15 protein-coding genes are annotated in these 12129 nt (G+C 63.8%); 4 read left to right on the forward strand and 11 right to left on the reverse strand.

Annotation, left to right across the window (positions count from 1 at the left end):
* Positions 1-5 precede the first annotated feature (5 nt).
* Positions 6-773: an IclR family transcriptional regulator gene (locus XI04_RS32580; protein ID WP_049801865.1), complete on the forward strand. Its 768-nt coding sequence runs from the start codon at positions 6-8 to the stop codon at positions 771-773.
* Here XI04_RS32580 and XI04_RS32585 read toward each other — a convergent pair.
* The 7 genes from XI04_RS32585 to XI04_RS32615 all read right to left on the reverse strand — a co-directional run bounded on the left by XI04_RS32585 (position 770) and on the right by XI04_RS32615 (position 6433).
* A complete protein-coding gene (locus XI04_RS32585; RefSeq protein WP_212429191.1) occupies positions 770-1528 on the reverse strand; it encodes an SDR family NAD(P)-dependent oxidoreductase in 759 nt (252 codons plus the stop codon). The genes XI04_RS32580 and XI04_RS32585 overlap by 4 nt on opposite strands.
* On the reverse strand, positions 1525-2697 hold the full coding sequence (locus XI04_RS32590) for an ABC transporter substrate-binding protein (RefSeq protein WP_271623886.1): 1173 nt from the start codon (positions 2695-2697) through the stop codon (positions 1525-1527). Before XI04_RS32590 ends, XI04_RS32585 begins: the two co-directional genes overlap by 4 nt.
* 150 nt (positions 2698-2847) lie before the next feature.
* Positions 2848-3654 carry an acetoacetate decarboxylase family protein gene (locus XI04_RS32595; protein WP_197742267.1) on the reverse strand — a complete coding sequence of 269 codons (807 nt, stop codon included), beginning with the start codon at positions 3652-3654 and terminating at the stop codon, positions 2848-2850.
* A 163-nt stretch (positions 3655-3817) separates the two neighbouring features.
* Complete coding sequence (locus XI04_RS32600) at positions 3818-4117, reverse strand: winged helix-turn-helix domain-containing protein (RefSeq protein WP_028140120.1); 300 nt, start codon at positions 4115-4117, stop codon at positions 3818-3820.
* A gap of 2 nt (positions 4118-4119) precedes the next feature.
* Positions 4120-4710, reverse strand: coding sequence for a hypothetical protein (locus tag XI04_RS32605; protein ID WP_212429189.1), 591 nt, complete (start codon positions 4708-4710; stop codon positions 4120-4122).
* 65 nt (positions 4711-4775) lie between these two features.
* Positions 4776-5330, reverse strand: a complete 555-nt coding sequence (locus XI04_RS32610; RefSeq protein ID WP_095424795.1) for a hypothetical protein — start codon at positions 5328-5330, stop codon at positions 4776-4778.
* A complete protein-coding gene (locus XI04_RS32615) occupies positions 5327-6433 on the reverse strand; it encodes an alpha/beta hydrolase (RefSeq protein WP_212429188.1) in 1107 nt (368 codons plus the stop codon). Before XI04_RS32615 ends, XI04_RS32610 begins: the two co-directional genes overlap by 4 nt.
* Positions 6434-6570: 137 nt before the next feature.
* On the opposite strand from XI04_RS32615, the gene xseA reads away from it, so the two are divergent.
* The gene (gene xseA / locus XI04_RS32620; RefSeq protein ID WP_028140116.1) at positions 6571-8193 is read left to right on the forward strand and encodes an exodeoxyribonuclease VII large subunit; all 1623 of its coding nucleotides are present in this window, start codon (positions 6571-6573) and stop codon (positions 8191-8193) included.
* Positions 8194-8439: 246 nt separating this feature from the next.
* Here the strand turns inward: xseA and XI04_RS32625 are convergent, their stop codons facing one another.
* A complete protein-coding gene (locus tag XI04_RS32625) occupies positions 8440-8583 on the reverse strand; it encodes a hypothetical protein (protein ID WP_162832261.1) in 144 nt (47 codons plus the stop codon).
* 212 nt (positions 8584-8795) lie between these two features.
* Positions 8796-9620: a dienelactone hydrolase family protein gene (locus XI04_RS32630; protein ID WP_271623884.1), complete on the reverse strand. Its 825-nt coding sequence runs from the start codon at positions 9618-9620 to the stop codon at positions 8796-8798.
* Positions 9621-9810: 190 nt separating this feature from the next.
* Between XI04_RS32630 and XI04_RS32635 the strand changes: the two genes are divergently transcribed.
* Complete coding sequence (locus XI04_RS32635; protein ID WP_018321926.1) at positions 9811-10038, forward strand: DUF2093 domain-containing protein; 228 nt, start codon at positions 9811-9813, stop codon at positions 10036-10038.
* A gap of 130 nt (positions 10039-10168) precedes the next feature.
* On the opposite strand, the gene XI04_RS32640 is transcribed toward XI04_RS32635, so the two are convergent.
* Positions 10169-10483, reverse strand: a complete 315-nt coding sequence (locus XI04_RS32640; protein WP_271610000.1) for a hypothetical protein — start codon at positions 10481-10483, stop codon at positions 10169-10171.
* Between the two features lie 507 nt (positions 10484-10990).
* Here XI04_RS32640 and XI04_RS32645 point away from each other — a divergent pair.
* On the forward strand, positions 10991-11188 hold the full coding sequence (locus XI04_RS32645; RefSeq protein WP_162832262.1) for a hypothetical protein: 198 nt from the start codon (positions 10991-10993) through the stop codon (positions 11186-11188).
* A gap of 362 nt (positions 11189-11550) precedes the next feature.
* Here XI04_RS32645 and XI04_RS32650 read toward each other — a convergent pair whose 3' ends face one another.
* Positions 11551-11886, reverse strand: coding sequence for a GYD domain-containing protein (locus tag XI04_RS32650; protein WP_018321923.1), 336 nt, complete (start codon positions 11884-11886; stop codon positions 11551-11553).
* Positions 11887-12129 lie beyond the last annotated feature (243 nt).

A 12129-nucleotide genomic window follows, 5' to 3' on the forward strand; every position in this document is an offset into this window, starting at 1 on the left:
GATGGATGAACCCTGAGAAGCTGCAGCCGGGCGCTCCGGCCCTGGAGAAGGGACTGGACCTGTTGGAAGCGCTGGCGGGCGCGTCGCGCGGGCTCAGCCAGAAGCAGCTCGCCGAGTGCGTCGGCCGCTCCGTCAGCGAGATTTTCCGGATGCTGGTGGCGCTGGAGCGCCGCGGCTATGTCGCGCGGGACCCGGCGACCGGCGAATACACGTTGACGCTGAAACTGTTCCGGATCGCCTCGCAATTCCCGCCGACCGAGCGGCTGCTGAAGGCGGCGCTGCCGGTGATGGAGCAGCTCGCTTCCCGCGTGCAGTTGTCTTGCCACCTCACGGTGTTGCACGGCGAGCAGTTCATGGTGATTGCCCGCATCGAGCCGGAATGGTTGATGGGCTGGTCGGTCAAGGTGGGAGCAGTATTTCCCCTCACCCAGCAATACGCTTCTGCGAAGGTCCTGGCCGCATTTCAGCTCGAAGGCCGGCGCCAGGAGCTTGCCCATGTCATCGCTGAACACGATCGCATCAGCGCCAAGAAGGCGCTGGCAGCGCTCGACCGCATTTCCTCGGAGGGAGGAAACTTCTCCAATGACGACGGCTACACGCGCATCCTGGCCTATAGCTGCCCGATCATCGAAGCCTCCGGCCGCGCGGCCGCCGCATTGACCGTTCCACTGGTGAGGCAGGATCGGATTCCCGCGAACGAAGCCGACACCATTGCGGCCGAGCTGCGCAGCGCCGCCAGGATCGTTTCCGAGAAGATCGGCGGCGTCGCTTAAGCGACCGTGGTACCGCCGTCGACGACCCAGGCCGCACCGTTGACATGCGCGGCCTCGTCGGAGGCCAGAAACGCCACGATATTGGCGACATCCCGCGGCCGGCCATGAACAACCGCGCCGTTTCGGCGCAACGAAACGGCGTTATCGCGCGCCTGTCCCTCCAATTCCCGGATCATGCGCGACTCGATCGGTCCGGGGAGAACGGCATTGACCCTAATGCCGGTCCCGCTCACCTCGAGCGCCGCCGTCCGCGTCAGTCCAAGCACCGCGTGCTTGGACGCGACATAGCCGGCGAGCCCCGCACGCCCGCGGATCGCCGACGTCGACGCCGTATTGATGATCGCGCCCGCGCCACGTTGCGTCATTCGTGCAAGCACATGCTTGAGGCCGAGAAAGACCCCCTTCACGTTGACCTGCAGCAGCCGATCAAATGTCTCGTCGGGATATTCGTGGAGAGGAGCGACAACGCCCTCGATGCCTGCATTGTTGACGAATATGCCGATCGGCCCCAACTCTGCTTCGACCGTTTCGACGAAGGCCGCCGTATCGAGGGCACTGGAGACATCGGCGCGGATGGCAAGCGCCCTCACGCCGGCGTCCTCGACAAGGCGCGCACTGGCGTTTGCCGCCACTTCATCGCGGTCGACGATCGCGACCGCAGCGCTCATCTGCGTCAACCTCAGCGCAATGGCCCGACCAATATCGCCCCCGCCGCCGGTGACGAGCGCCACCGGCCGCCGGTCATTTGCGGTCATGATTTCAGGAACTCGCAGCCGCCCTCCTCCAGAGGCCGCCAGGCCTCGGACGGTGCAATGGTCTTGACCAGCTTGTAGTAATCCCAGGGCTGCTTGGATTCCGCGGGCGTCTTCACCTCGAACAGATACATGTTGTGCAGCTTGCGACCGTCAGCCCGCACGCTGCCCTTGCCGAACAGGGGATCATCGGTCGGCAGCTTCTTCATTTGTTCGACGACGGCCTTGCCGTCGCTGGAAGCGCCGAGCGCATCGACCGCCTTCAGGTAATGCAGGGTCGTCGCGTAGGCACCGGCATGCAAAGCGGTCGGGTAGCGGCCGTTGTTGCGCGGTGCAAACCGTTTGGTCCAGGCGCGGGTATCCTCGTTCAGGTCCCAGTAGAAGGATTCGGTGAACTGCAGCCCCTGCGCGATCTTGAGGCCGAGCGAATGCACATCGCTCAGATAGAGCACCGTCGCAACCACGCGCTCGCCCTGCGGAATACCGAACTCCACCGCCTGCTTGATGGAATTGATGGTGTCGCCGCCGGCATTGACCAACGCGATGATTTCCGCCTTCGAAGCCTGGGCCTGCAGCAGGAAGGAGGAGAAGTCCTGTGTATTGATCGGCGTACGCACCCCGCCGAGGATCTTTCCGCCGAATTTCTGCACGACATTCTTGATGTCGCCTTCCATGGCGTGGCCGAACGCGTAGTCCGCAGTCAGCAGGAACCAGCTCTTGCCGCCACTCTCGACCACCGCGCGCGCAACGCCCGACGAGAGCGCATAGGTATCGTACGTCCAGTGCACGAGATTGGGCGAGCAGGACTTGCCGGTCAGATCGGACGAGGAGGCGCCCGATACCAGGAGCGTCTTGTTGTTCTGCTGCACGACGCTGCGCACCGCGAGTGCGACGGCTGAATTCGGCGCATCGACAATGACGTCGACACTCTGGCGATCGATCCACTCGCGCGCGATGTTGGCGCCGAGATCGGCCTTGTTCATGTGGTCGCCGCTGATGACTTCGATCGGTCGGGCCATCTTGTGAGCCGAGGCCTGAAAATCCTCGACCGCCATTTTGGCTGCCAGCAGCGAGCCCGGGCCGGTGACATCGGCATAGAGGCTGGACATGTCCGTCAACACGCCGATCCGAAGCGGCTTTGCCTCCTGCGCCTGCGCACCGAGGCCCGTCATGCCCAACGCAAGGCCGCCGGCGCCGGCCAACAGTCGGCGGCGGCTTACACGATATTGTCCTGCCATGTCCGAACCCTCCCTTGCTTTGCCCGCGCTTTCCGCGCGCTATTAGCCGCCCGCACGTACATCGCGCGCAGGCTGATCTTTTGTTTACGGGGTAAGCCGCTCGATGAGCCGCCGGTCCTCGACCTCGAACCCGCCGCCATAGACGTCCGACACCATGAAATGCGCGCCGAGGATTTCCGGATTCAGTTCGGCGATGGGATCGTACGCGCTGGCGTGCAGGGTCATGGAGGCGCGGCCCGGCACCGGCTTGGAGTATTTCAATGGCGTGCGGCGATAGACGATGTCGGCATAGGCCGTGCCGAGCCGCTCGGGATGCGGCAAGCGGCGCACGTGGATTTCACCGGCCGGCAGCTCATCGCCGTCGACGATCCTGACGACCGGTGCGGACGCGTCAGGCGTGAAGGAGAAATCGGCAAGTGAAATGCCGCGACGACGGACCCACCCGGTGATTGATCCGTCCGGATGCTCATCGAAGGCGTAGTGGGTATCCTTCTTGGTGTAGCCGAACACCTCGCGCCCCGCGCAGATCCCCATGGGATCGCTGCAATACATGAAGATATGCGTCTCGGTGAACAGCCCGTTGTAGCGCACCGGCACCGAGATCATCAGATCGAACATCTCTCCGGCGTGCACGGCCAGGGAATGGCCGGGCGAGCGCATGAAGCGGAAAGCGACGCGATCGCTCGCGATCTCGAACGGCGTGTCGGCAAGCAGTGTTGAGACCTTGCCCGGGGCGACGCGGGTCATGATCTCGACGGTGCGCAAGGTGCAGCCCCACTCCACCGGATAGGCCGGCGAATAGGGCGGATTGACCCCGCTGTTCGGCTTGAGCCGGTATTCGCCAAACACGCGCCGACGCGGATCGTCGGGATCGGTGATCACATCGCTCATCGGCTCGGCTCGCTTTGTTTTTATATATGATTTTATAATTGCATATATGAAATTAAGGCTGAGTCAAGCCGCGGCTTTCCGACCGCATGCGAGGCTCGCACGGTCGCGCGAGCATGGCGGTCTCCGGCAAGGCTTCGGCTGGCAGACTCTATCGGCTGACGGCCTAAACCTGCCTCCCCGCAATAATCTCCTGCAGCGTCGCCACGTGCCTTGCGAACGCCCCACGGCCCGCAGCGGTGGCGGTGACCGTGGTCTGCGGCTTCTTGCCCACGAACGCCTTGTCCACCTGGACGTATCCCGCCTTCGCCAAGGTCTCGATATGCGCGCCGAGATTGCCGTCGGTGGCGCCGGTCAGCTTCTTCAGCCGCGAGAACTCCAGCCCGGCTGTCGCAGGCAGCGCGTTCAGCGCCGCCATGATCTTCAGCCGCAGCGGCTGGTGGATGATGTCGTCGAGCTCCGCCACGGCTAGCCCCGCCGCATCCAGAGGGTACCCGCGATCAGCGCGCCGCCATTGACGGCTGCCATCCACGGCAACAGCGGTACACCCGGGATAGTGAAATATCCGATCAGCGTCAGCGCGATGATGGCCACGCCGAGCGGTGCAAAGGCGTAGCCGAACCGAAGCCCCGCCGTCAGGTAGACCAGCGTGATGTAGACCTGCCAAAACACCGTTTGCTGGCGCGGCGAGAACCTGCCGAAAGTGCAGCAGACGAGGCCGAAGGCGGCGATCAGCACAAGCGCCAGCAGACTGCGCCCGTCGAACAGACGGATTCCGTTTCGCGAAAGATGACAGGCGCCGAGAGCAACGAGGCCGAGGGCCGAGACGACGTAGAGCGCAAACCAGAAATACAGCCCGTCATTCGCCACGAACCAGCTGTTCCAATAATAGGCCCCGTAGCGCGGCCAGAACCAGATCAGGGCATCGTCGGCAAACGGCAGCACGGCCCACAGCAGCAGGACGAGGCCAGAGACCAGATAGATCTGCGACCGCCGCACAGGACGAATGGTATTCTCGCGCTCGTTCAGCGCATCGGAAGCCCGCTTGCTGTCGGTCACGGGAGCGCTCCTTCCTGGGTCTTGGCTGCAGGCCGGTGGATGATGTCGTCGAGCTCGGGCATGCGCTAGATCCGCCGCATCCAGAGGCCGCCGAGGACGAGGCCACCGCCGTTGACGAAGGCCATCCAGAGCGGGAACGCCTCGCCGATGTAGAAGAAGCCGAACAGCGTCAGCGCCGTGATGCCGAGGCCGATCGCAACGAACGCGTAGCCGAACCAGAGCCCGGCGAGTGTGTAGAACAGCATGAAATAGATCGGCCAGAACGTTCCCAACTGGCGCGGACCAAAATGACCGACGACGCTGGTGACGAGATAGCCGAACGCGAAGAACAGTGCGAATACCAGGAACAGCCTGATGCCAACGCCGGCGCCAAAGGGGTGGCTTTTCGGATCGAACACGCGAAGTGCAATCAGGCCGCCGACGCCCAGAACGTCTACAGCAACCCAGGCGTAGGCCGCGTAGATCGGCCAAAGCCAAGTCACGAGATTGGCTGCGAACACCAGCACGCCCCACCAGACCGCAGCGAGGCTCGCCAGCTCATAGAGCTGCGATTGCTTCACGCGCTGGACGATATCGTCGATATCGGCCAGCGCTGCGGACGCCTCCCTGCTGTCGATCATGACTGCCCTGCCCCGCGCGTTGCCACGTCCTCGGCGATCACCGAGATCGCCTTCGGATGGGTGACGATGCCCATATGATTGATGCCGTCAATGACCTTGACGTCGACCGACGGCTTCACCGCCTGCACCACTTCAGCATATTTGTCCGAGATCATCATCTCGTCCTCGGCGCCGCCGAAGATGGTGATCGGACGTGTGGTTGCCGGAAGATCGACGCGATAGCCGCGCGTCGCGAAATTGCGCATCAGGCGGTCGGAATAGGTCGAGGTGAGATACTTCGCCGAACTTGCCGGCACCGCGAAGGCGAGCACCGGAAGCTGCGCACAGCAGTCGATGCCGAGCTTGCGCAGGGCCGTCAGTCCCAGGAAACGTGGAATGTCGGCACTGACCCAGCCACCATTGCTCGGCCGGTTGGTCGGTGCGTCATAGCCGAGATAGGGCGCGAGCAGCACGGTGCGCACGAACATGTCCTGTATGATCGGCGTCGCGGCGACGCGCAATGAGAAGCCGGCGCCGGCAGAATGGCCGATCAGAGTGAGCGGCAGATCCGGCGCGGTCTTGCGCAAATGGGCGACGAAATCGACGAGGTCGTCCTCGAGCTGGCCGACATAGCCGATATCGCCGCGGGTGCCGGAGCCGCCATGGCCGCGGATGTCGAGCGCCCAGGTCTCCACGCCGCGCGCGGCGATCGCGTGGGTCAGCGCATGGTTGACGGTGCCGCTGGAGCCGGACGAGCCATGGATGAAGATCGCGCCCCGGCCCGCCGCCGGGCCCCCGGAGCCATTTCCGTTCCGATGGGATCGGGCTCCGGATTCCTGTTTTGACGCGTTTTCTTCACGCGAACCGGCTTCCACTTCGCTTGAAAACGCTTTGGGCGCGTAGTGGCGATAGCCGATCCAGGTGCCGTCGCGGGCCTGGAAGCGCTCCAACGCAGGCAGGGTGGACCAGTCGATCCCCTTGGTGGAGTCGGAGACCGACCGCATCTCGGGCGGCCGCGCCAGCGGCGTTGCGATCATCACAGTCAGCATCAGCGCCACGCCGCCGACCGCACACAGGGCCCATTTCAGACCGCTCAAAACGCCGCGCAGCAACCGGATCGCCATGGCCTACTCCCTCAAATGCACCAATCAATAGAGAACTCTATAATACCGAGTACTCTTCAAAACAATCCCTGGATTGGCGCCGCGCGGCGAAAATCCTTAACGTCGGGTCTGACCCCAAAATGCCGAATCGTTTGCCGATGCCGCCTGCGGAACAACTGAACAACGCGTTTGAATTCACCGTCTCCGAGCTCTCCCAATCCCTGAAGCGGACGGTGGAGGATACCTACGGCCATGTCCGGGTCCGCGGTGAGATCTCGGGGTTCCGCGGCGCCCACTCCTCCGGCCATTGCTATTTCGCGCTCAAGGACGAGAGCGCCAAGATCGAGGCGGTGATCTGGAAGGGCGTGCACGGCCGGATGCGCTTCAAGCCCCAGGAAGGGCTCGAGGTCATCGCCACCGGCAAGCTGACGACCTATCCGGGCTCCTCGAAGTACCAGATCGTGATCGAGGCGCTGGAGCCGGCCGGCATCGGCGCGCTAATGGCGCTGATGGAGGAGCGCAAGAAGAAGCTCGCCGCGGAAGGGTTGTTCGACGAAGCGCGCAAGCAGCTGCTGCCGTGGCTGCCGGAGGTGATCGGCGTCGTGACCTCGCCGACCGGCGCCGTGATCCGCGACATCCTGCACCGGCTGGAGGACCGCTTCCCCCGCCGCGTGCTGGTGTGGCCGGTGAAAGTTCAGGGCGACGGCTCGGCCGAGCAGGTCGCGGCCGCGATCCGCGGCTTCAACGCGATTGCCCCGGGCGGCAAGATTCCGCGGCCCGATGTGCTGATCGTCGCGCGCGGCGGCGGCTCGCTGGAAGACCTCTGGTCGTTCAACGAGGAGATCGTGGTGCGGGCGGCAGCCGAGAGCATGATCCCGCTGATCTCGGCGGTGGGGCACGAGACCGACATCACGCTGATCGACTTCGTCGCCGACAAGCGCGCGCCGACGCCGACGGCGGCGGCCGAGATGGCGGTCCCCGTGCGCAGCGAATTGTTCGTCGAGGTCGCCGATCTCGGACGCCGCACCCGCGCCTATTGGCAACGCAGCCAGGAGAGCCGCCGCAGCGAGCTGCGCGCCGCCGCACGCGCGCTGCCAGCGGCGGGCGATCTGCTGGCGATTCCGCGGCAGCGGCTGGATTCGGCAGGAAGCGCCCTGCCGCGCTGTCTCAAGGCCAACACGCACGCGCATTTCCGCCGGTTTACCGCCGCAAGTTCAAAGCTGACGCTGCGGGTGCTGCACGGCCAGATCACGCAGGCCGACCACCGCCTCACCGTGTGCGGCGAACGGCTGGGTCTGTCCGCGCGCTCGCTGCTGCGGCGGCGGCGCGACCGCTTTGCCGGACTCGAGGTTCGCTTGCGCGCGTCGAAGCTCTCCAATGCGCAGGCGCAGCGCAACGCCATCGCCCGGCAGCGCGAGCGCACGCATCGCCTCAGCGAGCGCGCCGGCCGCGCACTCGTCACGTTGCTGCAGCGGCTGGAGGCCCGCGTCGAGAACAGCGGCAAGTTGCTGTCGGCTTTGTCGTATCGCAGCGTGCTCGCGCGCGGCTTTGCGCTGGTGCGGGACGAGGCGGGACATCCGCTGCATGCGGCGGACAGCATCGGGCCGAATGCGCGGCTCGAGATCGAGTTTGCCGATGGCCGTGTCGGAGCAACGGCGGACGCGGATCGGCCGGCGCCAACGGCAAAGCGCGCGCCAGCGCAGCCAAAGTCGGCTGCGGCGGACGCAAAGCCCGCGCCGAAGCGCGTGGCCAAGCCGGTGGATCAGGGCAGCCTGTTCTGAGGTGTGAGAACGGCGCTCCACTCTCGGTGTCATTCCCCGCGAAAGCCGGGAATCCAGTACGCCTCAGCTTCTCGATGACTCACAGCCGCCTCGGCGTACTGGATCGCCCGGTCAAGCCGGGCGATCGATTGTGTGGGACGCGCGTGTATTCCCAAGCGTCATTGCGAGGAGCTCGCGACAAGATAGCGTAGCAATTTTGCGCTGAAGCGACCAAGCAATGACGGAGCATGTCGGGACAGCATGCCCCTACTTACACGACAATCCCGCATCGATCGTGGTCCAGAAGCCGCAATGTTCCGGCGCGCGCTGTGGCGCGCCGGCGTGGGCCTCGTACAGGAAGATCGCGACGGTGAAGACGGCCAGTGCGGAGGCGAAGAGGACGATGCGCATGAGGACTGCGTTTAATCGACATCGTGGTCGAACTAAGGCGCCGTCACGTGCTGAAACCGGTGCGCATGCGATCCGTAGATTCCCGGTCGGCCATCAAGTCCGTGCAGGGCGGTGGTCGATGCGGGGCTGTCCGCCTGAATTTGTTCCTCGGGCGGCCCCGCTTCCGCCTTCGCTTCGACCGAGCTACGGCTCGACAAGTCCGCTCATCCGAACTAGCGCGCCAGCCATTGCGCGACGTCCTTCTGCGACTCCGCGCACGCCTCGGCATCCGTGCCGAGATGGCCGCGCTCGGGCACGGCGGCATCGTTGCTGCCGCCGGCTGCGTACAGCGGCGTGTTGGCGCGGTCGAAATCGTGATAGGCGCCGGGATAGACCACGATGCGTGCAAGCGCGCTGCGGCCATGCGCGCCCTCGACCATCTGGCGGCAGGCCGGCGGCGAGGAGACATCGTCATTGGCGCCGATCAGCACCAGGGTCGGCACCCGCGTGCTCCAGCCGAGACCGGCGGAGATCCGGCAGTCCGGATAGAACGCGATCGCGGCGCGGAAATCCGGCTCCAGGTCACGCGCCGCGCCCTGCGGCCGCACGGCCCACAGCAGCGCGCTCGCGCCGTTGGCCCAGCCCATCAGGCTGACGCGATCGCGCGCCACCCAGGACTGCTTCATCAGCCAGGCGCGCGATGCTGCGACGTCGGTGACGCGCTCACGCCGCGCCTTGACGTGCATCTCCTTGACGCGGCATTGCGGCCCGAGCTCGCGCGAGCCGTAGCTGTCGGGCAGCAGCACGGCATTGCCTGCCCTGAGCAGGCGCTCGGCCCACTCGCGATAGCGCGGCAGCACGGGATCGGAATGGCTGCCGAGGCCGCCGCAGCCGTGCAGCGCGACCACGGCCGGAAACGGCCCCGCACCTTCTGGCTTGTAGAGCTGCGCGTGCAGCACGCCGGACGCCAGCGGAATGTCGACCGGCTGCGGCGCCGGCGCGGCACGCGCGGCCGACATCAGCAGCATCAGGAACAGGGTGGTCAGTCGAAGGCGCATCGGACTCTGCCAAAGGAGATGCCGGAACCAGCGATCCTTCGCCCAAGCACTATCACGTGGAAACGGCGGCAAAACATCACAAACCGGTGGGTTTACCGGGCGGACAAGCCACCCTATCTATGCTACATCCCGTCCAACACATCGTGCCCTCCAGTTTCCACGGAGCGGCCTTCCACGGAGACTTTCGACCGTGCTGAACAAGTTCGGCCCCTCGGGCCATGGCGAAGCGCAAGTGCAATATCTCGACGGCGACTTCCGCGTGATCTCGCCGGGGACCTTCGTGCGCTGTGCCATCACCGACACGCGGATTCCGCTCGACGAGCTGAAGTACTGGAGCGTGGATTTGCAGGAGGCCTACGCCACACCCGCCGCCGTGCTGCAGCGGCATTTCCCCGGCGCGCCGAAACCGCAGCAATGAGCTTTCCGCTCTCCTAGGGTGGGCAAAGGCGCAAAGCGCCGTGCCTACCATCTCTCGATGACCGCGATGGACAAGGTGGGCACGCGTTGCTTTGCCCACCCTGCGAGAGCGAGTTCGTGGCGTCGTTCTGCTATTGCTGCTCGTGACCATCCGCACCCACACAAGTCTTGATCGCGCTCTTCCTGGCTTCGCCGACGACCTTCTGATCAATCGCCTGCTTCAGGCAATCGAGCCGCGCCTGCGCCATGCAGAGCTGCAGCTGGTCGCGCTTGTCCTGCCCCTTCAGGCTCGCCGTCGTGGCAAGGCACGTCACGCGCTTGGTCGCGGGAACCGGCACCGTCCTGGTTGGCGCAGCGGGAGAAGCCGCAGGCGGCGTTTGTGCGAACACGGGCAAAACGATCAGACACACAAGGCTGGCGGCAACGGTCGCAGACGGCAGTTTCATCGAATTCTCCTGATCGTCGGGAACCGATAGGCGTTTTGCGATGAATGTCGCCTGAATGGCGGGCTGCTGCAGGTTGGGCAAAGCGCAGCAGTGCGGCATGGCACGAGCGGTGCAGCTTTTGCACATCATCGGGATGAGACGATGTTCGCATGGCACCTGAACTGCGAGTCTCACAGAGGAAAAAATCTCCATCGTGCCGATCCGCGTTGCATCGAAGAATACTTGCACTCCGTAGTTAGTCATTTCGCGTTGTGGTTGGATTCTTTGTCGCGATCCGGCGCCCTTAAGTTGTTTGACGAAGTCTTGTTGAAACAGAGAGCTGCTACAGTGTTCGTTAGGTAATTGGCCCTGTTCCTTTTATCGCACAGACAATCAGGTCAACCAAACGGCCCTCGAGCTTTGGAATTGGCGCAGTCTGTGAACGGGCTCATATCGAAAGAGCCATCTGACGGGCTACGATCACCTCGAAAATTTGCGGTGGAATATCTGTAAATCGAGAGTCAAACGATGGGGGTGATCATGCCCACCATATTGGACCTGCTCTATCGTGAATATTGTCGCGCCCGTCTCGCTGAAATGCGCAAACAGCTTCTGATCGCGGCTGAACGCGCCGAAGCTCTCGAAGCGCATCATCATCCTGCGGATCAGGTTGACGATGAGAGGACGGACGCACATCGCAAGACCGGTCTCGGCCTGCCGCATTGAAGTGGCCCGCAACCGGCGATCTCTCCCGCGTAGCAGTGACCAAGCAATTGGCAACAGTTTGGGAGTGAACAATGAATACGCCCGAATGCTATACCGTCGTGGTGGCCTGCGTCTCGTGCCTGACCATTATTGGATTAATGGCCGTTGGGGCGTGGTGAGCATGACTGATTGCCGAGCCGCGATTCGCGTGAAGAAGACGCGTCAAGAACGGGAATTCAGAGCTCCGGTTCTGCTCATCAGAACCGAAGCTCCAAAGCGCGATGCGATTAGGATGAATCGTCATCGCGCTTTGGGTTGGTTCAAGCATGATCTTTTCGGAAAACCGCTGCGCACTTTTCCGGATTATGCTCCAGGTCCGGATGTCAGCTTCCGGGCGGGGTATACGAAGAACGCAGCTTCGCCGCGTTCTGGCGAACCTGCTTGATCTCGTCCTGCGTGAACAACCTGGTCAGTTTCACATTCTGCAGGGTGCCGGCGGTGACGGTCAGGCCGGAAATGGCCGGCGCCGCACCCGGATCAGGCACATCGAAAATCACCAAAACGCCTGGGCCGTCGGCCGCAACGCTGTACATCGAAAGCAGCTTTCCGCCGGCCGCTTCGATGAGCTTTCGTGCCGCCTCCTGGCGATCGGTCGTGGGATTCTCCAAAATGGCATTGAGAGCGCGTGGGGTGTACTGTCCGGTGAGGCAAAAATGCATGGCATGTTCTCCTCTGGTTTTTTGGCAATGATTCTCCCTGCCGTTCCGAACTGATCGTTACGGCCGCTGCATCTGAAGTGATGAAGGTACTGCCCGCCGTGGGCATAAACGCCGCCGATGATTTCCGGGAGGTCGGCACGTCCCGGTGACGGCTCTGATGGAAGGCTACATCAACTCCCGAACGTGCGGAAGAGAATTCATCAGCCGCGACATGTCGCCCGATCAGTTGTCGAATACCGCATG

This window comes from Bradyrhizobium sp. CCBAU 11430 (genome assembly GCF_028128855.1).
In the GTDB taxonomy this organism is placed as follows: domain Bacteria; phylum Pseudomonadota; class Alphaproteobacteria; order Rhizobiales; family Xanthobacteraceae; genus Bradyrhizobium; species Bradyrhizobium ottawaense.